General features: G+C 31.5%; 19 protein-coding genes. 13 read left to right on the forward strand and 6 right to left on the reverse strand.

What is annotated here, in order from left to right:
* Positions 1–3,558, reverse strand: coding sequence for an ABC transporter permease/M1 family aminopeptidase (locus MK851_RS05590; protein ID WP_320242179.1), 3,558 nt, complete (start codon positions 3,556–3,558; stop codon positions 1–3).
* A 3-nt stretch (positions 3,559–3,561) separates the two neighbouring features.
* Positions 3,562–4,443 (reverse strand): ABC transporter ATP-binding protein, encoded by an 882-nt coding sequence (locus MK851_RS05595; protein WP_320242181.1) that lies wholly within the window; start codon positions 4,441–4,443, stop codon positions 3,562–3,564.
* 208 nt (positions 4,444–4,651) lie between these two features.
* Between MK851_RS05595 and MK851_RS05600 the strand changes: the two genes are divergently transcribed.
* From MK851_RS05600 to MK851_RS05620, 5 genes are all read left to right on the forward strand, one after another.
* The gene (locus MK851_RS05600; RefSeq protein ID WP_320242183.1) at positions 4,652–5,782 is read left to right on the forward strand and encodes a sensor histidine kinase; all 1,131 of its coding nucleotides are present in this window, start codon (positions 4,652–4,654) and stop codon (positions 5,780–5,782) included.
* Positions 5,775–6,476 carry a response regulator transcription factor gene (locus MK851_RS05605; protein WP_320242185.1) on the forward strand — a complete coding sequence of 234 codons (702 nt, stop codon included), beginning with the start codon at positions 5,775–5,777 and terminating at the stop codon, positions 6,474–6,476. The genes MK851_RS05600 and MK851_RS05605 overlap by 8 nt, the downstream gene beginning before the upstream one ends.
* Before the next feature lie 66 nt (positions 6,477–6,542).
* The gene (locus MK851_RS05610) at positions 6,543–8,315 is read left to right on the forward strand and encodes a long-chain fatty acid--CoA ligase (RefSeq protein ID WP_320242187.1); all 1,773 of its coding nucleotides are present in this window, start codon (positions 6,543–6,545) and stop codon (positions 8,313–8,315) included.
* Between the two features lie 72 nt (positions 8,316–8,387).
* A complete protein-coding gene (locus MK851_RS05615) occupies positions 8,388–10,160 on the forward strand; it encodes an AMP-dependent synthetase/ligase (RefSeq protein ID WP_320242189.1) in 1,773 nt (590 codons plus the stop codon).
* Between the two features lie 42 nt (positions 10,161–10,202).
* Entirely contained in the window at positions 10,203–11,825 is a 1,623-nt protein-coding gene (locus MK851_RS05620; RefSeq protein WP_320242191.1) for an RluA family pseudouridine synthase, read from the forward strand.
* A gap of 83 nt (positions 11,826–11,908) precedes the next feature.
* Here the strand turns inward: MK851_RS05620 and MK851_RS05625 are convergent, their stop codons facing one another.
* Both MK851_RS05625 and MK851_RS05630 read right to left on the reverse strand, forming a co-directional pair.
* The gene (locus MK851_RS05625) at positions 11,909–13,204 is read right to left on the reverse strand and encodes an MFS transporter (RefSeq protein ID WP_320242193.1); all 1,296 of its coding nucleotides are present in this window, start codon (positions 13,202–13,204) and stop codon (positions 11,909–11,911) included.
* A 67-nt stretch (positions 13,205–13,271) separates the two neighbouring features.
* The gene (locus MK851_RS05630; RefSeq protein WP_320242195.1) at positions 13,272–14,081 is read right to left on the reverse strand and encodes a M48 family metallopeptidase; all 810 of its coding nucleotides are present in this window, start codon (positions 14,079–14,081) and stop codon (positions 13,272–13,274) included.
* A 132-nt stretch (positions 14,082–14,213) separates the two neighbouring features.
* Here MK851_RS05630 and MK851_RS05635 point away from each other — a divergent pair, with 132 nt between their 5' ends.
* The 8 genes from MK851_RS05635 (at position 14,214) to MK851_RS05670 (ending at position 22,153) form a co-directional block, all read left to right on the forward strand.
* On the forward strand, positions 14,214–15,086 hold the full coding sequence (locus tag MK851_RS05635; protein ID WP_320242197.1) for an alpha/beta hydrolase: 873 nt from the start codon (positions 14,214–14,216) through the stop codon (positions 15,084–15,086).
* Positions 15,083–15,550 carry a peptide-methionine (R)-S-oxide reductase MsrB gene (msrB, locus tag MK851_RS05640; protein ID WP_320242199.1) on the forward strand — a complete coding sequence of 156 codons (468 nt, stop codon included), beginning with the start codon at positions 15,083–15,085 and terminating at the stop codon, positions 15,548–15,550. Before MK851_RS05635 ends, msrB begins: the two co-directional genes overlap by 4 nt.
* A 56-nt stretch (positions 15,551–15,606) precedes the next feature.
* A complete protein-coding gene (locus tag MK851_RS05645) occupies positions 15,607–16,161 on the forward strand; it encodes a DUF1572 family protein (RefSeq protein WP_320242201.1) in 555 nt (184 codons plus the stop codon).
* 171 nt (positions 16,162–16,332) lie between these two features.
* The gene (gene ffh / locus MK851_RS05650; RefSeq protein WP_320242203.1) at positions 16,333–17,661 is read left to right on the forward strand and encodes a signal recognition particle protein; all 1,329 of its coding nucleotides are present in this window, start codon (positions 16,333–16,335) and stop codon (positions 17,659–17,661) included.
* Between the two features lie 88 nt (positions 17,662–17,749).
* Positions 17,750–18,628, forward strand: coding sequence for a bifunctional methylenetetrahydrofolate dehydrogenase/methenyltetrahydrofolate cyclohydrolase FolD (gene folD / locus MK851_RS05655; RefSeq protein WP_320242204.1), 879 nt, complete (start codon positions 17,750–17,752; stop codon positions 18,626–18,628).
* 257 nt (positions 18,629–18,885) lie between these two features.
* Positions 18,886–19,332, forward strand: coding sequence for a hypothetical protein (locus MK851_RS05660; RefSeq protein ID WP_320242207.1), 447 nt, complete (start codon positions 18,886–18,888; stop codon positions 19,330–19,332).
* Positions 19,333–19,628: 296 nt separating this feature from the next.
* Complete coding sequence (locus MK851_RS05665) at positions 19,629–19,958, forward strand: nucleotide pyrophosphohydrolase (RefSeq protein ID WP_320242209.1); 330 nt, start codon at positions 19,629–19,631, stop codon at positions 19,956–19,958.
* Entirely contained in the window at positions 19,958–22,153 is a 2,196-nt protein-coding gene (locus MK851_RS05670) for a DNA/RNA helicase domain-containing protein (protein ID WP_320242211.1), read from the forward strand. Before MK851_RS05665 ends, MK851_RS05670 begins: the two co-directional genes overlap by 1 nt.
* Positions 22,154–22,170: 17 nt before the next feature.
* On the opposite strand, the gene MK851_RS05675 is transcribed toward MK851_RS05670, so the two are convergent.
* Complete coding sequence (locus MK851_RS05675) at positions 22,171–22,797, reverse strand: JAB domain-containing protein (RefSeq protein WP_320242212.1); 627 nt, start codon at positions 22,795–22,797, stop codon at positions 22,171–22,173.
* 338 nt (positions 22,798–23,135) lie between these two features.
* On the reverse strand, positions 23,136–23,837 hold the full coding sequence (locus MK851_RS05680) for a DNA-binding domain-containing protein (protein ID WP_320242215.1): 702 nt from the start codon (positions 23,835–23,837) through the stop codon (positions 23,136–23,138).
* Positions 23,838–23,942: the final 105 nt, after the last annotated feature.

The raw sequence follows: 23,942 nt of genomic DNA on the forward strand, positions 1-23,942 counted from the left end.
TTAGAAACTAAACACATTGTCTCTTAAATTTTCATCACTTCTAGTTCCATAAGGATCTATCGCTATATACTTAGGTTTTTTGTTTACTATAAATCTAACTTGAGTACGTTCTTTACTTAATTGTTTAGACTCATAGTGTAATACAGTATTATTGTCCTTTACAAGCGACGGATGCGTTGTAAAGATTCCTATTTTAATAGGCTCGTTAATACCTATTTCTTTAATATCTCCGTTTGATAGTGTTTCAAATCGTTTCGCTTTTATTGTGGCGATAACTTCATAGGTTCCATCAGGCAACTCCTTATACGAACTTTTTTCTACAACTATATCGTAAGTTATTACCTTTTTAAACCAATCATTTACCAATTGGTGATATTCTTTGGGAGTAATTTTATATATTTCTTCAAGTAATTCTATAGTATGTGCTTTAGGAGAACTTTCAAATCTATGTCGATGTGTAATAGTTTTTAATATTTTATTTACTTGCTTCTCTCCTATCAAATCTCTTAATGCCATTAATACGGTATAAGCTTTACCATAAGAAATATACTCTTCATCTAATACTTTATAAATTGGAGGTTCAATGTTTTCACCAAATGCTCTTCCTAAAAAATATCTTCTTCGTGCATCTTCAGCTAACTCATATAAAACACCTTTTCCGTACATCTTTTCTAACACGACTGCTTCTGTATATTTCGCTAATCCTTCTACTAATAAAGAACCACCCGCTACTGGCTTAGCTATTAATGTATGCCCCCACCATTGATGTGCTACTTCATGAATTGTTCTTTTAGCGACTAAATTAAAGGTATTTTCATCACGAACATCTGACAAGTATAAACGATCTTCTGTCATACTAATAACCCCTGGATGTGCAAATCCACCAAATCCCCAATGTGAAGGAACTTCTGCGATTCGAACATGTTTAAAATTATACGTTCCAAAATTTTCTTGACAATATGCTAAGGTTTCTTTTGTACTTTTCTCTATTTCATCAATATTAAAATCGTGACTAGCGTTGTAATATTGTTCTATAGAGATTCCATTATATATTGCTTTTCTAGTTGTATAATTTGCAGAAAAATAGGCTACTATAGGTAATATTTTTCCTTTTGATTTGTAGTGGTAATAGTTTCTATCTTTTTCTGACCAAGTTTTAATTAAATCTCCTGAACTTATGGCTATTTGGTCTTTATGTGTAGAAACAACTGTTTCAAAACGCACTTTTTCAATTTTAATGTCTTCTAAGGCTATATGCACATCTGAGTTATCATCCTCATCTCTTTCTGGTAATCCTCTTTTTTTACGTTCTGTTTTATCCAAAATTTCAAATCCAGAAGCATACCCTATAATAGGCTCAAAATTTCTAAAAGTTATATAGCTACCGTTATTAACAATACTTTTGTCTTCTTCATATCCTTTTAGTTCTTTTTCTATAACAAAAGTATAAGCTACAGAATCGTTGGGTTGGATTTTCTCTTTAAATTCAAACACATAGGCTCCATGTATAGTATCTTTTGTTGATAAACGAGCTCTTTCTAAATGAATTTGTTTTATAGGTATTCGTTCAGTTATTAATAATTTAGATACTGCTTCATTATTTTTATTTTTTAACACATAATTTGCCTTGACGGTATACTTTCTTTTCTTCGGAAAAATAGCTACTTCTGTTTTTTGAGAAACTGGATATAGCTTTTCTAACGTTTGATAATGCTTATACTTACGTTCGTAATCTTCACTAAGATTTAAGTTATCATCATTCGTATGATAATCTGAAAGAACATTGGTGTTGTAAAACACTAAGCTTCCTGCTCCAATAACTAACAAAGAAAAGCTTAAAAGCAATATCCTCTCTGTTAAGTTATAACCTTGCTTTAGTTGCTTTATTTTATACGAAAAACCTTTTACCATTCCTCTATTCCAAACTTTAAAAGCTATTAAAACAAATAAGACTCCTATCCCTAGCCAATACAACCCTAAATGATTAAACTGTGTAGCATTGCTATTATACGTAGTCATATCTCCCAAGGCTACTCTAGGCATAAAACCAATACTTGTTAAAGGGTGTTCTAAACCTAAAAGGTTAGCTTTCATACTTATTATAACTAACAAACCAAAAGCTCCCATTCCTACATACTTACTTTTAGCTATACTATTTATAAACACGGCTAGCATAGCGTATATGATAAGCTGTAAACCATAATAATAAAATACAGAAGCATACATACCAATGTTTATACTTTTAAAACCTAAACTAACTTGAAAAGTAATACACATAAATATTCCTAAAGCAATTAATAATATGGGTAATAATGATAAACTGATAAACTTAGCAGCAAAAAACACCCAATTTTTAGTTGGAGTTGCACCGATAATTAAATTAAAATTTACACTATGCTCTCTCCATACAATCTCAGAACCGTAAAAAATTAGTAGCATGAGTCCAAAAAGTGTTAGCGGGCTTGTTATTAATTCTATTAATTGGTTAGTTAAAGGATATATACTTACTCCATATTCACTTCCTTCAACAACAGTTGCATACAGCTCTGAAAAAACAATTAGTAACCACATAGCTACAATTACTAAAAAAGGTAAACTTTTAAACACACTGTTTAGCTCTAAACGTACTAATGACAAAAGTCCTTTTATTTGTGCTGTAAAATTGTATGTTCCTTCTATTCCTTTATAGGGAGTTAGCTGTTTTATATTATTTTTTAATGTTTTTTGTTTCTTTACTTTCTTCGTAATTTTTCTAAAAGAAAACCTTTTATAGGTAAGGAACAATATTCCAAGAGAAAAAGCTATCCAAAGTATTCTATTCCATAAAAATAATCCTGAAAAAGAAAGTAACTGCGTATTCTTCTGATGAGCTGTCCAATACTGAGTTTGCTCAAAAAAAGCGGCTACCCCAAAAGAGTCTACAATTGCTGCTACAGACATCATTTCTGGTGATGCTGGAACAGATTGTGCTAATAATGGTGAGTTTAAAAAGATAGAACTCACAAAATATAACATGTAAATAAATACAGCACTTGCATAGGTGGCAATACTGCTCTTGGTAAGCGTGCTTACAGAGGATATTAAAGAAGTGCAGATAAAAATATTAGGTAACACTAAATACAACCATGGTTGTAGATAATTTAATAAATTAAAAGCTCCTAACCTTTCAGCATCCAAACCAGAAAAATAGTTTCCAAAAATATACCCAATAACAAAAGGAGAAAAAGCTATGACACTAAAGATTAAAGTCCCTAAAAAACGACTCCAAAAGTAATGATGTTTTGTTATAGGCGAACTATAAATTAAGCTTTCCATGTTGTGTTGCTTATCTCTTATGATAGCTGTTACTGCAAAAAACATGGTAATAAAAACACTACCTAATGTAAAAAGGCCTGTATGAAAATACACTTGATAAACGGAATTAAAGTTTACTCCAGTAGGCGCATAACCTTGACTTCCTGTAAAATATCCTAAACCTAAAAATAAGACTGCAAATATTGGGAAAGCTCTTTGTTTTAACTGATAGTAAATTTCAAATTGTAATAATTTCTTAAACATAGATTAGGCGTTTTTTTGATGAAATAATGTAGCGAAATAGTAGTCTTCTAAGTTTGGATTGATTCTTTCAAATCCATTAGATAAAGTGGTTTCTGAGAAGACTCTTATTTGTGTTTCTCCTGATACTAATTTGGTTGAAATAACATCATAGACCTTTTTGTAATGTTCAATATCACTTTTAGCAATAATTTTAGTCCAAATACTATCTTGTATACCGGCTACTAATTCTCTTGGATTTCCTTGAGAAATAATCTGCCCTTCTGATAGAATTGCCATTTTAGTACATAAGTTTCTAACGTCTTCTACTATGTGAGTAGATAAAATAACAATTACGTTCTCTCCTATTTCACTTAAAAGGTTTAAAAAACGATTGCTTTCCTCAGGGTCTAATCCTGCTGTCGGTTCATCAACAATAATTAGTTTTGGATTTGCTAATAAAGCTTGCGCAATTCCAAAACGCTGCCGCATTCCTCCTGAAAATGTATGTACCGATTTCTTCCTGTGCTGGTAAAGATTTACTTGCTGCAATAAAGAGGTTACTTGGTTTTTACGCGTTGTATTGTTTGTAACTCCCTTCAAAATAGCTAAATGGTCTAACAATTTTTCAGCTGATATTTTAGGGTACACACCAAACTCTTGTGGTAAATAACCCAAATCTTTTCTTATTTCATGAGGAGTATTAATAATATCACAGTCATTAAATACAATTTCTCCAGAAGAAGGCTCTTGTAAAGAAGCTATGGTACGCATTAAAGAAGATTTTCCTGCTCCGTTAGCACCTAACAAACCAAACATTCCGTTTGAAATATGTAAGTTTATTCCGTTTAATGCTTTAACTCCATTAGGATATGTTTTAGTAAGATTAGTTATAGTTAATGTATTCATATGAGATTCGTTTTTTTGTTTACAACAAATCTCTAGTATCTTCCTTTCCGTATAAATTAAATATGATATACCTTGCTGTTTTTAGCATACATAGTACTCTTTTAATTGTTAACTTATGTTTGACTAAAAAAACTACCTATTGATATTAAAAATGATAGTGTTTATCAATATAATTGTGAGAACAGTTTTACATGAGTAATTTTGATTTATGATTGATTCTTTAAAGAAATACAAAGCCTTTCTTATTGGACTTTTAATTATAGTCCCAATCTTCGTTTTATTGGACTATCTCAATTTTATAAACATTCCGAGAGACCAACCAGGTGAAGTTATAGTCATAACAATCTTTTGGACATTAATTGTTGCCTTACCCATACATAATTATCAATACTTAAAAAGGAAAAAGAAAGCTGTAATTGGTATTGCTGCTCTTTTTGTACTACTTTTTATTACAGTGCTTATTGATTCTTTTATGAAACTTCCTGATAATCCTATTACCTTCATATTATTGATGGTATTTTGGTTTGGGTTAGCTTATTTTTTAGTGCCTAACTTCATTAAAAAATATTGGAAATTTATAGTTCTTTTATATACACCTTTACTCTTATACTTTTTATATCTACGATTGTTTTCTGGAGATTTAGAAGCCTATTTAAAAATTAAAGAAGAAACCCCTTTTTATATTTTCTTCATCCCCATTCCTATCTTCTTTTTTCTTTGGGTTTTTGAACAATGGAAATGGATACAAGAACTTAAAAAAGAAAAATCTAAAACAGAGTTATCACTGTTAAAAACACAGATAAATCCGCATTTTTTCTTTAATACCTTGAATAATTTATATGCATTAACAGTAAAAAACTCACCGCAAGCACCTGAAGTTATTTTAAAGCTGTCTGATATGATGCGCTACACTATTTATGATGGAGAAAAAGAGACCGTAAAAATTTCAGATGAAATAGAATACCTGCATAATTATATTGAGTTACATAAAATACGTTACCGAAAGTCAGTGGAAATCATCTTTAACCACAACATAAATACTAATATAAATGTTCCGCCACTACTATACATTATTTTGCTTGAAAATGCATTTAAACACGGTATAGAAACACTTGCAGAAAATGCTTTTATTCTTATCGACTTATATGAAGACACTGATTTTATTTACTTTGAAATAAAAAACAACTTTGATGCAAGTGAACTCAATAATTCTAAAGGTATTGGGCTACAAAATTTAAAACGAAGATTATCTTTGTTGTACAATCAACAGCACGAATTAATTATTGATTCTAAGAATAATATCTACAAAACACTGTTAAAAACTCCTAAGCATGCTTAAATATATAATTATTGATGATGAACCTTTAGCGCATGAAATCATTACCGAGTTTTGCAGCATGCTACCGCATGTACAGTTGGAAAAAAGTTGTTACAATGCTATGGAAGCAATGCAGTTTTTAAACAAGCATACAGTTGATTTTATGTTTTTGGATATCAACATGCCAAAGTTAAAGGGATTAGACTTTTTAAAAACACTTTCAAATCCACCTAAAACCATCATTACAACTGCTTATAAAGAGTATGCTATCGAAGGCTTTGAGTTAAATGTTGTAGATTACCTTTTAAAACCTTTTAGTTTTGATAGGCTGGTAAAAGCAGTAAATAAAGTGTCTAATATATCATCAGAAAAAATCATTCACAAAGAAATAATAAACACAAATCAAACAAATACTCGACTTTTTATCAAAGGAGACAAAAAACACCATCAACTTGATTTAAGTGATTTGTTATTTATAGAAGCTTACGGAAACTATACGAAGCTATTTTTAGCCGATGAAATGATTGTAAGCCACGAAAAGATTTCTCATTATGAATCGATATTAGATACTACTCTCTTTTTAAGAGTACATAAATCATTTATTGTTGCTATAGATAAAATAAAGTTTATAGAAGGTAATCGTATTATAATTCATGAACATAAGGTTCCTATTGGTCAAACCTATAAAAGCCTAGTTAGTAAACTTTACAACTAACATCTATTTTATTTTTCTTTTATCTCTTTTATTTTCATAGATTTATGCATCTACAAAATCATTTACATGCATATATCTTCAACAGTTACACGTCTTTTTGATTTCCCATATCACCAACTAGAAAACTACCCACAACAACATTGCTTAGTTTCTAAAGAGAATAATGAATGGAAAAGTATTTCTACTAAAAAATATATTGAAGATGCTAACATCATAAGTAAAGCTTTATTAAATCTTGGAGTAAACCCAGGAGATAAAATAGCTGTAATTACTTCTGTAAATCAACCAAAATGGCATTTATTAGATATTGGAGTTATGCAAATTGGTGCAGTAAATGTTCCCTTATATCCTACTTTTTCAGAAAAAGATTACGCTTATATCTTAAATCATTCCGATAGTATGTATTGTTTTGTTTCTGATGATGAACTCTACCAAAAAGTAATCAAAGTTCAAGGGCAAACACAGCTTAAAAAAGTATTTACTTTTGAAGAACTAGAGACAAACTATGGATGGAACTCTTTTCTAAGCCTTGGTAAAGATAAACCCCATCAAACAACAGCGAATGAATTAAAAGAAACTATAAAACCATCTGACTTAGCTACAATTATCTATACCTCGGGTACTACTGGAACTCCAAAAGGGGTTATGCTTTCACACCATAACATTGTTAGTAATGTTTTTGCTGTTGGAAAAAGGCTCAATTTACAAGGAAATCAGAAAAGAGTAATAAGCTACCTTCCTATTTGTCACATCTTCGAGCGTGCAGCTTCGTACTATTGTCAATATATGGGCTTTGAAATTCATTTTGCTGAGAGTATTGATAAAGTTGGAGAGAATTTACGCGAAATAAAACCTCATTTTATGGCTGTAGTACCTCGATTGTTAGAAAAGGTTTTTGACAAAATCATTGATAAAGGAAGTAACTTAATTGGTTTAAAAAAACGATTGTTCTTTTGGGCATTACAGTTAAGTGAACAATACAAACCTTATAAAGAAAATGGTTGGTGGTATGAGTTCAAACTCTCCATAGCACGCAAACTCATTTTTTCTAAATGGAAAGAAGCTTTAGGAGGTCATTTAGAATTTATGTTAGCAGGAAGTGCTCCAACACAAGCTAGACTAGTAAGAATATTTACAGCAGCAGGGATTCCTGTTTTTGAAGGTTACGGGCTTACCGAAACCTCTCCTGCTATCTCTGTTACTGATATGCGAAATAATAATTTTAAAATAGGAACTGTTGGAAAAGTAATTGAAAATGTAACCGTAAAAATAGCTGAAGATGGAGAAATCTTGGTTAAAGGTCCCAATGTGATGATGGGCTATTACAAATCTCCGGAAAAAACTAGTGAGTCAATTGTAGATAACTACTTTCATACAGGAGATATCGGTGAACTTGATAATGATGGGTTCTTAAAAATAACCGATAGAAAAAAAGAAATATTCAAAACCTCTGGAGGAAAGTATATTGCACCAGCTATTTTAGAAAGTGAGCTAAAAAAATCTCGTTTTATAGAACAAGTTATGGTAATAGGTGAAGGAGAAAAAATGCCCGCTGCACTTATTCAAGTAGCTTCAGAGTTTGTTCAAGAATGGTCAAAAAGACATAATCATACAATAACGGATATTGCTTCCGACGAAAAACTAATCGAACGAATTCAAAAAGAAATCGACTTTTGTAACGAAAAGTTTGGCAAATGGGAACAAATAAAGCGTTTTGAAATTACCTCTGATGAATGGACGACAAATTCAGGACATTTAACTCCGACATTGAAAATGAGACGAAAAATTATCTTAGAAAAATATAACAGTTTACATCAAAAAATATATAATCCTCAATAAATCAACCAGTAAACTACAACTTGTGCAATCGGGGTATTTTTCATACTTTGCAAAGCCCAAAAATTTGAACATATGTCGATTGAAATTACTCGTCTATTTGACTTTCCTTATTATCAACAAGAAAAATATAATTTAGAAAAAGCATTTATCACTAAATACAATGGTGAATGGCAATCTATATCAACAAATGAATATATAAAAAAAGCCAACGCTATAAGTAGAGGTTTATTACGATTAGGAGTACAACCTAATGATAAAGTTGCTGTAATTTCAACTAACAATAGAACTGAATGGAATATTTGTGATATCGGAATATTACAAACAGGAGCTCAAAATGTTCCAATCTATCCAACTATTTCTAAAGAAGATTACGAATATATCTTAAATCATTCTGAAGCGACTTATTGTTTTGTTTCTGATGAAACCATCTTAGAAAAGCTAAACCAAATAAAAGGAAACACAAAGCTTAAAGGAATTTTTACTTTTGATGACATCCAAGGAGAAAAAAGCTGGCAAGAAATTTTAACCTTAGGTGAAGATGAAAGCAATCAAAATGAAGTTGAAGAGCGTAAAAATGCTATTACAACTGATGATTTAGCCACCCTGATTTATACTTCTGGAACAACAGGACGTCCTAAAGGAGTTATGTTAAGTCATAAAAATGTAGTTTCAAATGTATTAAGCAGTGAAAAACGTGTTCCGTTAGAATACGGTCAAGGTAGAGCTCTAAGCTTCTTACCTGTTTGTCACATTTTTGAACGTATGATTTTGTATTTATATCAATACTGTGGTATTTCTATTTATTTTGCTGAGGCTATTGATAAGTTGAGTGAGAATGCTCAAGAAATCAAACCACATGTAATGACTGCCGTTCCAAGACTGTATGAAAAAATTTACGATAAAATTTATGCTAAAGGAGCTGAATTAACAGGAGTTAAAAAGAAATTATTCTTTTGGGCTATAGAATTAGGTTTACAATATGAACCATATGGAGCAAATGGCTGGTGGTACGAAAAGAAATTAAGCATTGCCCGCAAACTTATTTTCTCTAAATGGCAAGCTGCCTTAGGCGGAGAATTAAAAATAATGGTTTCAGGTTCCGCCGCATTACAACCACGTTTAACTAGAGTCTTTACAGCTGCTGGAATGCCTGTAATGGAAGGTTATGGTCTTACTGAGACCTCTCCTGTAATTGCTGTAAATGATATGCGTGATGGTGGTTTTAGGTTAGGAACCGTTGGTAGACTTATTGAAGGTGTTGAGGTTAAAATTGCTGATACTGGAGAAATTTTAGCCAAAGGTCCTAATATAATGATGGGCTACTATAAAGATCCTGAAAAAACTACAGAAGCATTACAAAATGGATATTTCCATACAGGTGATAAAGGTGAATTAAGTGAAGATGGATTTTTAAAAATTACTGGACGTACCAAAGAAATGTTTAAAACCTCTGGAGGTAAATATATCATTCCACCATTATTAGAAGGCCAGCTAAAACAATCTCGTTTTATAGAACAAGTAATGGTTATTGGTGAAGGTGAAAAAATGGCATCAGCTTTTATTCAACCAAACTTCGAATTTGTACGTGAATGGGCGCAAAGACACAATGTTACTTTAGGTGACAATAAAGATTTAGTAGGTAATCCTAAAGTAATAGAACGTATTCAGGAAGAAGTAGATTATGCCAATACAAAATTTGGGAAATGGGAAACTATTAAAAAGTTTGAATTAACACCAGAAGAATGGTCTATTGATAGTGGTCACCTTACACCTACGATGAAAATGAAACGAAAAATAATAAAAGATATTTACAAAGACTTATACGATAAGATTTACAGACAGTAATCGTTTAAAGTGTTGTGAAAGCAACACTTTTTTCTTTTTAACATGACAAAACTCATTTCTTTTTCTTCGGATATTTCTAACATTGAATTACCTAAAAAATTCGATTATCCTTATAATTATTATCCTCATACCCTAGCCCAAATAGCTGCTGAAGAATTACAAGAGTATTTAACACACCAAAACCACTTTTCTCACAACTTCGGGATTAAAAACCTTGAGAGTCCAAATGCACTTGGAAAAATGTTTGGAGTTTTGGTTGTACAACAACAAGATGGAACCTTAGGGTATTTAGCCGCTTTTTCAGGAAAATTAGCTGATAGTACACAACATCAACACTTTGTACCTCCAATATTTGATGTGTTAGATACAAATGAATTCTACCTTACAACAGAAAAGCAGCTTAATGAGTTAACTCATAAAATAGTAAGCTTAGAAAACGCTTCTGAATTTACTGAAGTGAGGAAAGTATATCAAAAAACAAAACAGCTATACGAAAAGCTTTTAGCTGATGAACAATCAAGAATTAAACAACGGAGAAAGCTTAGAAAAAAACTAGGGCAACAAAACAATCAGTTAAATATAAATGAAGAATTTTACTTACGTGAATATCAAGTGTATTTAAACGATAAAATAGCAGCATCAAAAAAAGCGTACCAAGTAAAGCAACATCAAATTGAGGAGTTGAAACAGCAACGCACAAACCTTTCAGCTTGGGCACAACAAGAAATATTTAAAAAGTATGCTTTTCTTAACTATCGAGGAGAAACTAAAAACTTATTAGATATTTTTACAAACTCCACCCAAAACATTCCTGCTGGTACCGGTGATTGTTGTGCACCAAAACTATTACAACACGCATATAAACACCAATTAAAACCTATTTGTATGGCTGAATTTTGGTGGGGGAAACCTTTGAAGACTTCCATAAGAAAACATCAATATTTTTATCCTGCGTGCACAGGGAAATGCAAGCCTATTCTAACGCATATGTTACAAGGAGTTTCTATTGATAAGAATCCGTTAAAAGCACAATTAAAAGAGGAAAAAGAAATTACAATTATTTATGAAGATTCAGATTTGTTAGTAATCAACAAACCACATGAGTTATTATCAGTAGCTGGAAAAGAAATAAAAGACTCTGTGTTTAGTCGTATTCAAAAGTTATATCCAAATGCTACAGGTCCGTTAGTAGTACATCGATTAGACATGTCTACCTCTGGTCTCTTATTAATTGCTAAAAGCGAAGAAACTTACAAAGACTTACAAGCACAATTCATTAATAAAACCATACAAAAACGTTATGTTGCTTTATTAGATGGTATTTTAAAAGAAGATAAAGGAAAAATAGACCTGCCTCTCAGAGTAGATTTAAATGATCGACCTAAACAGCTTGTTTGTTACCAACATGGAAGAAAAGCATTGACTACTTGGGAAAAAGTTGAAGTTTTAGAAAACAAAACAAAAGTATACTTTTATCCTATAACTGGACGCACGCATCAATTACGTGTGCATGCTGCACATAATTTGGGGCTAAATACTCCAATTGTAGGTGATGATTTATACGGAAAGAAAGCAGATAGGTTGTATTTACATGCTGAAAAAATCACATTTGTACATCCTACTTCAAAAAAACAAGTAAGCTTTACTGCTCCTGCACCTTTTTAATCGCAGGGCGATAGCCAAAAAATTCCTTAAACTTATTTTAAAATAGTTTTGAAGTATTATTTGTGTAGCTAATATTTCACAATTTATACTACGTATTTTGTCTTTTTAAGTGTACTTAAAATAATAAATGAAGCTAAAAAGAAAATTGCTAAACACAATACACTCCATTGCATAGAACCTGTAATTGCATTTAATGCTCCATACACAGCAGTTCCTAAAACAATTGCTATTTTTTCAGTAACATCATAAAAACTAAAATAGGTAGCATGATCTTCTGTTTCTGGTAATAACTTAGAATACGTAGAACGAGTTAAGGTTTGGATAGCTCCTTGTACCAACCCTAATAAACCTCCTAATCCATAAAAATAGATAGCTACATACTCTTGAGATTTATCTAACATAAAAGCACAGAAGCAAACTAACATCCATACTACAATAGTTACTTTTAAAGCTGTGATATTTCCCCATTTTTCTGAAAACCTCGAAAATAAAATCGCTCCTATTATTGCTACTATTTGTACTAATAAAATGGTAATTATTAAACTCGTAGATGACAAGCCTAATTCCGAAGAACCAAAAATAGCTGCCATTAAAATAATAGTTTGTACACTAATACTTAACAAGAAAAAAGAAATTAAAAAACGTTTTAACGTTGGATAATTTAACACCTCTTTTATTACAATTTGTAGCTCTTTATACCCTTTCCATATATAATCTTTTTCAGGCTTTTTATTATACACGTTACCAGGTAATCGTTTAAAGGTTATTTGAGCAAACCCTAACCACCATAAACCTACCATGACAAAAGAAATTCTAGACGCCATTCCTGCGCTAATACCTAAAGTTTCAGGAAACATAATCATCGCTAAGTTTATTAGTAGTAAAATAACAGAACCAATATACCCATATACAAAACCTTTGGCACTGGCTCTATCTTGCTGTTCTGGATGAGCCACCTCGGGCAAATAAGCGTTATAAAACACTAAACTCGCCCAAAAACCTATACTTGCTAAAACAGTAAATAAAATCCCTATCCATACAGTATCAATTCCATCAAAAAAGTACAAACTCATTACCGACAATGATCCTAGTGTACAGAAAAACTTCATAAACTTTTTCTTACTTCCTGTATAATCTGCAATACCCGACAATATTGGAGAAATAAAAGCTACTACTAAAAACGAAAAAGACAATGCATAGCTATATAAACTATCTGGATGCTCCCAGTCCATTCCTAAAAAGCTTACAATTTTACCTTCGGTTACTCCGCTGTAATACAACGGAAAAACAGCAGTGCTAATTACCAATGAATATACTGAGTTGGCCCAATCGTAAAATGCCCACCCATTAATTAACTTCTTATCTCCTATTTTGTACATATAAATTATAATAAAAAAACCGCTCATTTAACATGAACGGTTTGCAATATACTATAATTTATCAATCTTATTTACTCGCAGGCACGTTGTATTTTGCTGCTAATTTTTTAGCCTCTGGTAAAAAATTTCTTAAAGTCTGAATACGAGTTTGATTAGATGGGTGTGTGCTCATAAACTCTGGTGGAGCTCCTCCTCCTGAGCGTTCACTCATTCGTACCCATACTTCTGCAGCTTCTTCTCCTTTATATCCTGCCATAATCATAAAAACTAATCCTAATTTATCAGCTTCTGTTTCATGTTGTCTACTAAATGGTAACATTACCCCTACTTGCGTTCCTAAACCGTAAGCCATATTCCACATTTCAGCATTTTCACTATTTTGAGTACCTAAGGCTAAAGCAACTCCTCCTAATTGTTGTAATTGACCTGTAGACATACGTTCTTGTCCGTGTTTTGCAAATGCGTGAGCTACCTCATGCCCCATCACAGCAGCAATACCATCTTCATTAGCACAAATTGGTAAAATTCCTGTATAAAAAACTACTTTTCCACCAGGTAAACACCATGCATTTACAGTTTTATCTTCAACTAAATTAAATTCCCACTCATAAGCATCTGCTTCTGCTTTCATACCATTAGCTCGCATAAAACGATCTACAGCTGTAGAAATATTCTTTCCTACACGTCTAATCTCATTTGTTTTAGCAGTGTTAGTAGATAATTTATTTTCTTCTAAAAACCCTTTGTATTGCGCAAAACTTGCTGGTAAGATTTGAGCATCGTTTACAAAATTTAATCTTTTTCTTCCCGTAATTGGCACAGTGCTACACTCTACTAAAAAAGCAGCTAAAAATGTTAGGGCTATAATTTTTTTCATTGTTCAATAGTTTAAAATTCTATGTTCTTGGTTGTATCTTTTATGACACGAAATTAACTTATTTGTCACAAACTTGATAATATATTATGTCTTTAAAGCTACAAATTCTATCTTTATCTTAAAAACTAATTCATGAATTTTACGCATTCAAAAACAGCTTTACCAAGTATTAAAATTCCTAAACCTGTTATCCTTTCAGCTAAGGCTTTGCAGTTTATATCTATTAATAAAGCAGCTAAATTTGGTGTAAGGCTTTTTACAACTCCTGTTAATTTTCCAATTCCTAAGAGAGAAAAAGTAATGTTAGAGAGTGCTCAAAAGAAAACAATAAATGTGCCATCCATCTCAAAAGAGATTCAAGTACTATCATATGGTTATTCAGCTAAAAAAGTATTATGGGTACATGGTTGGGCAGGAAGAAGCACTCAATTATATATGATTGCTGACAAACTATTGGAAAAGGGCTATATGGTTATTTCATTTGACGGACCTGCCCATGGTAAGTCTACAGGAAAAACTACCGAAATGCCAGAGTTCTTAGAAACCATTACTGAACTTAACAAACAATTTGGACCTTTTGATGCTGCTATAGGGCACTCTTTTGGTGGAGTATGCTTGTATAACGCTCTTTCAGAAAATTTTGCTGTTAACAAATTGGTTACTGTTGGAGCAGCTGATAAAATATCGGATGTTATTTTAAACTTTACTAAGAGTTTACAAGTAAAACCAGTTATTGCTCATAAAATGAAACGCCTGTTTGATAAAAAATGGCAACGAGATATTGATACACACTCCTCAAGCATAAAGTCTAAAAATGTAAAAATACCTACTCTAGTTGTGCATGATTCATTTGATGGTGATGTTGATGTAAGTTGTGCAATAGCAATACGTCAAAACTTACAGAATGGAAAACTTTTAATTACGGAAGGCTTAGGACACACCAGAATTCTTCGTAATCCAAAAGTAGCTTCCAAAATTGTTGATTTTATAAGTAAAGAACCATGAGAAAATTAGTTGTTTTATTCCTTTTAGCAATAACATTTAGTACTACTGTAAATGCCCAGAACAAGAAAAAGTATGCGGTAAACAAAACCAACAGTGAGTGGAAAAAGTTATTAACTCCAAAACAGTATTATGTACTTAGAGAAGCAGGTACAGAACGTCCCAACTCAAGTCCTTTAAACTTTAACAAGAAAGAAGGAACCTATGTATGTGCAGCCTGTAAAACACCGCTATATAAATCTGAAAACAAATACGATTCAGGTAGCGGATGGCCTTCTTTTGATAGAGCTATTAAAGGAAATGTAGAACTAGATACAGATTATAAACTAGGATATGCTCGAACAGAATTAAAATGTAATACTTGTGGCGGACATTTAGGACACTCTTTTAACGACGGTCCAAAAGAAACCACTGGCAAACGACATTGTATTAATGGAGTTGCTTTAGAGTTTATTCCTAAAAAATAAAATTGTAAATTAAGGCTGGTTTTTAACCAGTCTTTTTTTTTAAAAAAAATTATGCCATGCAAAACTCCTATTTAGAAAGTATCAAAAAACAAATAACCTACTATAAAAGTTTAGGCGATAAAACTTTTAATCAACTTACCCAAGAAGAGCTATTTTATCAATATAATCAAGAAAGCAACTCTATTGCTGTAATAGCAAAGCATATTGCTGGTAATATGTTATCTCGCTGGACCAACTTTTTTACTGAAGATGGAGAAAAATCATGGAGAAATAGAGATGACGAGTTTGTAAATACCTTTTCAACCAAAGAAGAAATGATAGCCTATTGGGAAAAAGGGTGGGATTGTTTTTTAAACACTATTAACTCTTTAAAAGAAAATGATTTAGGAAAAATAATCTACATAAGGAATCAAGGACATACAGTAACCGAAGCAATTAACCGTCAAATTTGTCATTATCCATATCACATCGGACAAATTGTATTTTTAGGCAAAATGCTACAAAACGAAAAATGGGTATCGCTATCCATTCCTAAAAATGCTTCTAAAAACTTCAATCAAGAAAAATTCAGTCAAGAAAAAAGTCGCAAACATTTTACGGATGATTTATAGCATTTACTCGTATTGTTACCAATATAAAAACTAAAAAAAGTGACTACTATTCTTACTAATTGTAAAAAATCGCACACTTTTATGCTATGAAGTAGAAAAAATCTACTAACAAATTGCTAAAAACTAACAACTAATAACTAAATTTGTGCCTCTAAAAAATGAAGCCGATACATGTTTAATAATTTAAGCGAAAAGTTAGATAAGGCGTTACATACGCTGAAAGGACACGGAAAAATTACTGAAGTTAACGTTGCGGAAACTTTAAAAGAAGTTCGTAGAGCTTTACTAGATGCCGATGTTAACTTTAAAATAGCAAAGAATTTTACCAAAACAGTAAAAGAAAAAGCCTTAGGTCAAGACGTATTAACAACGTTAAACCCTGGGCAATTAATGGTAAAGTTGGTTAAAGATGAATTAACCGAATTAATGGGTGGTGATACCGTTGGTATTAACTTAGGAGGTTCACCTACTGTAATTTTAATGTCTGGTTTACAAGGTTCGGGTAAAACAACCTTTTCTGGTAAACTAGCTAACTATCTTAAAACTAAGAAATCTAAACAAGTTTTATTAGTAGGATGTGACGTATATCGTCCTGCCGCAATTAATCAGCTACGTGTAGTTGGAGAACAAATTGGTGTAGAAGTATATGCTGAGGAAGGAAATCAAAATCCTGTAGAAATTTCTCAAAATGCTATTAAGCATGCAAAAGCAAACGGTAAAAACGTGGTAATTATTGATACCGCGGGTCGTTTAGCTGTTGATGAAGAAATGATGACAGAAATTTCTAACATCCACAAAGCTGTAAGTCCACAAGAAACATTGTTTGTAGTTGACTCTATGACAGGGCAAGATGCTGTAAATACAGCCAAAGCCTTTAACGATGTATTAAATTTTGACGGAGTTGTATTAACTAAGTTAGATGGTGATACTCGTGGTGGAGCTGCTTTATCTATTAAATCGGTAGTAGACAAGCCTATTAAATTTATAGGTACGGGTGAAAAAATGGATGCAATTGATGTATTCCACCCTAGTCGTATGGCTGATCGTATTTTAGGAATGGGAGACGTTGTTTCGTTAGTAGAGCGTGCTCAAGAACAATACGATGAAGAAGAAGCTAGAAAATTACAAAAGAAGATTGCTAAAAATCAGTTTGGTTTTGATGATTTCTTAAATCAAATCAATCAAATCAAAAAGATGGGTAGCATGAAAGACTTAGTAGGTATGATTCCTGGTGCTGGTAAAGCATTAAAAGATGTTGATATTGACGACGATGCTTTTAAAGGAATTGAAGCTATTATACACTCTATGACTCCTGAAGAAAGAAGTACTCCTTCTGTTATTAATGCGAGTCGTAAGAAACGAATTGCAAAAGGATCCGGAACTTCGGTACAAGAAGTTAACCAACTGATGAAGCAATTCGATCAGATGAGCAAAATGATGAAAATGATGCAAGGTGGTGGCGGAAGAAAAATGATGCAAATGATGAAAGGCATGAGATAATATTAAAAAAAGAGAAGTTTTGTCGACTTCTCTTTTTTCTTTTTTGATTAACAACAACACACTGAATAACACACAACAACACACACAAATGATTTTACTAGACGGTAAAAAGACATCAGCAGACATTAAAGAAGAAATTGCTTTAGAAGTAGCAGCATTAAAAGCAAACGATAAAAAAACACCGCATTTAGCAGCGGTTATCGTAGGTAATGACGGAGCAAGTTTAACCTATGTAAATGCAAAAGTAAAAGCTTGCGAACGTGTAGGTTTTGAATCTACTTTAATTCGTCTTCCTGAAGAAACTACTGAAGAAGAATTATTAAACGAAATTGCTATTTTAAATATTGATAACGATATTGATGGTTTTATAGTACAATTACCCCTACCCGATCATATTGACGAACAAAAGGTATTAATGGCTGTAAACCCTGATAAAGATGTAGACGGTTTCCATCCTATGAATGTAGGGAAAATGGCCTTAAACTTACCAACCTACATTTCTGCAACTCCTTTCGGAATTTTAGAATTGTTAAATCGCTACAATATTGAGACCTCGGGTAAAGATGTCGTAGTTATTGGTCGTAGTCATATTGTAGGAAGCCCTATGAGTATTTTACTTTCTCAAAAAAGAAAAGTAGGAAACGCAACGGTTACCCTAACACACAGTAGAACCAAAAACTTAAAAGAGGTTACTAAAAGAGCAGATATTATTGTAGCTGCTATAGGTATTCCTGAATTTTTAAAAGGTGATATGGTAAAGGACGATGTAGTAATTATTGATGTAGGAATTACTCGTGTTGCTGACCCTTCTAAGAAAAGAGGATTTAGATTAGTAGGTGATGTTGCTTTTAACGAAGTAGCAGAAAAAGCATCACACATTACACCTGTACCTGGTGGTGTAGGTCCTATGACGATTGCAATGCTATTAAAAAACACTTTATTAGCTTGCGAACGTAGACAAGCGTAATAACAACTTCATATATAATAAAAAAAGACTGCTTGATAAGCAGTCTTTTTTGCATAAGAACTATACTTAATTCTAAAGTAAAAACCTTTTAAACTTAATAGCTCTTTTTTATTATATTAGCTAGCACTAATTAAAAATTGCAATAATTACGTTTACACTTCCTTTTTAGGATATATAAAGACACTAAAATTACTTATATAAACAAGTTGCTTTAATTTAAATAAAAACTATGGAATTAACTCAAACTTCTATTTATAATGAGTAATAAAGGTAAATTTTACATATTAAGTTCAGTTATAAACTTTCTGTTAATATTCTTTGCAGTCATTGTATCTGGTTTAATTACTGAAGAATATTTAGTTTCTGGTATGTTTGTTACTCAAAAAAATGGAGGTGCTGACTTTTTGTTCTTAAGAAGAATATATATGTTTTCAGCTTTTTTGTTTCCTTTTTTAATTTATGTAATTAAGAATTACAAATACCATGGTCTTGTTATTTTTATAATCAGTTTAATAGTAGTTTTTTCTAGACAATTATTTTATTATTATCAACTACCTAACGAGTACTACTCTATACCAAGAGGTTTTAAAGAAACTATTTTACTTATACTTTCTACATCTGTAATTGTACATTTTTCGCAAATGATAATTGGTAAAAAACTACTGCCAATATTGTATAAAACTTACAAAGGCAAATTCTCCTAATCGGAAACCACACCTTTTTATAGGCTTGTGAACCTAGACAAAAAAAGGCGTAATAAAACAACTTTATATATAATAAAAAGACTACTTATGAAGGCAGTCTTTATTTATTTAGTGTTTGTTTATTTAATCATTTATTAAAATGCCTCAAAACCATTTTAAGTTTTAAATTTTGTTTTATATTAGCTAGCATTTAATAAAATACTATATAAGTAATTCTTATATATCTACACTAAATTAAATAAGAAAGCAAAGGACTTATATAAACAAAAATTATGTTTTAATAAGAAATAATAAAAATGAGTGACATAAAAGAAATAATTAAGACTCTAATTAAGTTCCGAAACGAGAGAGATTGGGAGCAATTTCATAACCCTAAAGATCTCGCAGTTGCTCTAAATATTGAGGCTGGTGAGCTTTTGGAAAATTTCCTTTGGAAATCGTCTGAAGAAGCTAACCAACAAAAAGTAAAAGAGGAGTTAGCTGATGTTTTAGCCTATGCATTTCTTTTAGCAGAAAAATATGACTTTGACGTAAAGGAGATTCTTTTAGAAAAAATCAAAAAAAATGGGGAGAAATACCCTATAAGTAAGGCCAAAGGAACTGCAAAAAAGTATAACGAGCTTTAATGATTTCATCACTTGTCGAAATAAATCATTACGATTTCAAAAACAACCTTTTTGAAAGCTTTAGTACTAACCACTTTGCTAAGGATTTATGGCCTTTAGTTTACATTCTTAGTGATAATGAGACTAAAACTGCGTACGTAGGAGAAACTACAGATGTTTATTCAAGAATGAGCACCCACTTGAAACATAACAAAAAGGGTAAGTTAACATCTGTACATCTTATCACTAGTGAGAAGTTTAATAAATCAGCTACGTTGGACATTGAATCTAGTCTCATTAAATATATGTCCGCTGACAATGTTTACAAGCTTTTAAATGGAAATATTGGACTGGCAAATCATAACTACTACCAAAAAAAAGAAGTTTATTGGAATATTTTTAATACCATTTGGAATCAACTACGATCTGAAGGAATTGTAAAACATTCTATAGAACATATTGACAATTCTGACTTATTTAAATATTCTCCTTACAAAAGTCTAACTATTGAACAACGTGGTAGCTTACTACAAATACTTGAAAATCTTGCTATAGGCAAGTTCGAAAATATTATTGTAGAAGGTGGAGCTGGTACAGGCAAAACTATTTTAGCTATATTCCTCTTTAAAATGCTGTCTGGTGATCTAGGTGATTTTAATTTTAAAGAGTTTGGGGCAGAAGAAAACTATTTTATTAACCTTATTAATCAAGTTAAAGAGAAATATAATAAACCCAAAATGGCTTTAGTTATCCCAATGTCTTCATTCAGAACTACATTAAAAAAGGTTTTTAAAAACATCAATGGTCTTAGAGCAAGTATGGTTATAGGTCCCGCAGAAGTAAGCAAAAATAAATATGATATATTAATTGTAGATGAATCTCATAGACTAAGGAGGAGAGTAAATTTGGGAGCTTACTTTGGAGCTTTTGATAAAGCTTGTAAAACTTTAAATTTAGACAAACATAATTGTAGTGAATTAGATTGGGTAACAATGCAATCTGATAATACAATTCTTTTCTATGATGAAGAACAATCCATAAAACCTTCTGATGCTGAAAAAAAAGATTTTGATAGTCTTAAATCAAATAAGAAAACTTCAATATTAAAATTGAAATCACAATTTAGAGTAAAAGGAGGAAATGCCTATGTAGAATATATTAATTCACTACTCAATTGTTCTATGGATGATTCAAGAGAATTTTTCCACTCCAAAGAATATGATTTTATGTTATTCAGTTCTTTGGAAGAGATGGTTTCTCAAATAAAAAAAAGAGATATTGAATTTGGTTTATCTCGACTTATTGCAGGTTATTCTTGGGAATGGAAATCCAATAAAGATTCTAATATTTTTGATATACAAATAGATAAAGTACAATTAAAATGGAATGGTACATCAAATGACTGGATAAACTCAGAAAATTCAATTGATGAAGTAGGTTGTATCCATACTACTCAAGGCTATGATTTAAATTATTCTGGTATTATCTTCGGAAATGAAATTTCATACGACACTGTTAACAAAGAAATAGTAATTAAAGAAGAAAATTATTTTGATAAAAATGGAAAACAATCAATCAAATCAAAAGATGAACTTAAGTCTTTTATCCTCAATATATATAAAACAATTATGCTTCGAGGCATTAAAGGAACCTACGTATATGTTTGTGACCCACACTTGAGAAAATACTTTGAATCATTTATACCTAAGTATGAGGATAATTCAGAAAATATAGATATTCTTATTCCACAGAATGAAGTCATCCCATTTGAAAATTCCATTCCCCTATACGATTTAAAAGTGGCTGCTGGAAATTTTGGCAACATTCAGAATATTGAAAATGTAGAATGGATTAGATTACCTGATCGAGTTCAACCAAACAAAGAACTGTTTGCCTGTGAAGTTATCGGAGAATCAATGAATAAAATTATTCCCAACGGTTCTATATGTTTGTTTAAAAAATATACAGGAGGTTCTCGTAATGGTCAAATTGTGTTAGTAGAAAGCACAAATATTCAAGATGAAGACTTAGGGTCTTGTTACACTATTAAAGAATATCAAAGTAAGAAGTATCATGATGAAAATGGATGGAAACATCAATCAATTATATTGAAACCTCAATCTACTGATCCTTCATATAGCAATATTGAACTTAAAGACAATCAACTATCAAACTTTAAAGTCGTAGGTATATTTGATAGAGTTATAAAAAGATAAATAATCCTTTGCTAATACTACTTCCCCCTCCTAACACGCAACTTCTCCACCTCTTCAATGGTAAGACCTGTGTTTTTAGCGATTAACTCATTATCAAGACCACTTCTTTTAAAAGCTTTGGCTATCTCAATATTTCTATTTTTCTCAATTATTTTAGCCATGTCCTTTTTTATCTGTTCTTCTAAAACATATTTAGGAACATATTTAGTGCTTTTCTCTAACTCTTGTAAAAGACCAGTATTAGCAAAACTCAAATAGCTTTTATCAGAAATAATTAAATGGTCTATTACATGGGTGTTTACTATAAGACCTACTTGTATCAACCTATCTGTTAGGTTTTTGTCATTATCTGACGGAGTTAATTCACCACTTGGGTGATTATGACATAACATTATTTTTACAGCTCTTTTTTGCAATGCAAGACTAAAAACTTCCATAGGTTCTACCAAAGTAGCATTGATAGTGCCTAAGCTTATTAACTCAATAAAAAGAATACGGTTGTTGTTTTCTAGCCCTATAACCCAAAAGTGTTCACGGTTTTGGTCTATCTTACTTTCGCGAAGTAATATTTTTTGCATTATTCCGTAGATATCATCGGAATTTAAGATTTTTATCTTCTCTTGTTCTGTCAATTTTATGTCCATATCGTAAAAATAGGATTTTTTCAAAGATAGCCTATATAGTTTTTATAGAAAGTAGTTTTTTTAGCATACGTTGTTCTTTCATTTTTTAGCATTTTAACATTAAAATGGTTAGTGGTGCTAGCTTAAAATAACACTCCCTCCCTAAGAGGAGTGTCACTCCCCTTATAAGGGGAGTATTACTCCTTGCCTAAGGGGAGTGTCATTCCCCTTATAAGGGGAGCATTACTCCTTGCCTAATTATTTTTTTATAGTATAGTGTTTATTACAAAAAGAAAACCTCATAAAACACGAGTGTTTATGAGGTTTACAGCGTTTTTAAGACTTGTTACCCTTAATAATTATGCAGCTGTTACTACAAATGGTGCATCTGAAATACGTACTTCTTTTAAAAACTGCCCCGAATTATTGGTAGCTTGTGTTTTAATTCTAATTTTATAAGTACCTGTTGTTAAAATAGGTGCTTGTCCTATTACTCTTTTAAAACTATTTTGAGCTAGGTATTGTACTTTGGTTTCAGTACCGTCTTCTGCAACAAAATACAAGCCTACCTCTTCTTTATCGCCATCCACCTTTAACCTAACTCCGTTTAACTCAAACAAACCGTTAGAGGTTATAGTAGTATTGGTTGTTTGGCTTGTAATATCTTTACAGTTGTTAATTAAAGTACTGGTAATAGGTGCTGTTATTTTTTGCAACGGAATATCTTCTTTTACCTCATTAATAAGTTTTCCGCTATTTAAGTTTACGTGTAGTTTATGAATATCGGGGTTAAAACTGTCTTCTTCTGTATCAAAAACCCCAGAAATAGAATACCCAATCTTTACTATAGGTAAGTTAATATTATCGCCCTCTTCTATAGATTCAATAATTTCTTCGTAATACGAATTTAATACCGCTACAATATCGGTTTTGCTTACTAAGTTTCGTTTACTCAACATTTTTTCAATAAGCTCATCTTGGTTAATAGTACGTTCGGTTAACACACGTGCTGTGTAGTTTGCTTCATCTGTTAGTCTGTTTTCTGATAAATAATACTTCATAATATCAATTTTTAAATTAAGTTACTTTTCCAATACCGCTTACCTTTAAAACATGCCAAAACACAACGTACTAAAATAGTGTTAGGCATTCGTTTGTAAGTAAAC

It is taken from the genome of Tenacibaculum sp. 1B UA (genome assembly GCF_033978845.1).
In the GTDB taxonomy this organism is placed as follows: Bacteria; Bacteroidota; Bacteroidia; order Flavobacteriales; family Flavobacteriaceae; genus Polaribacter.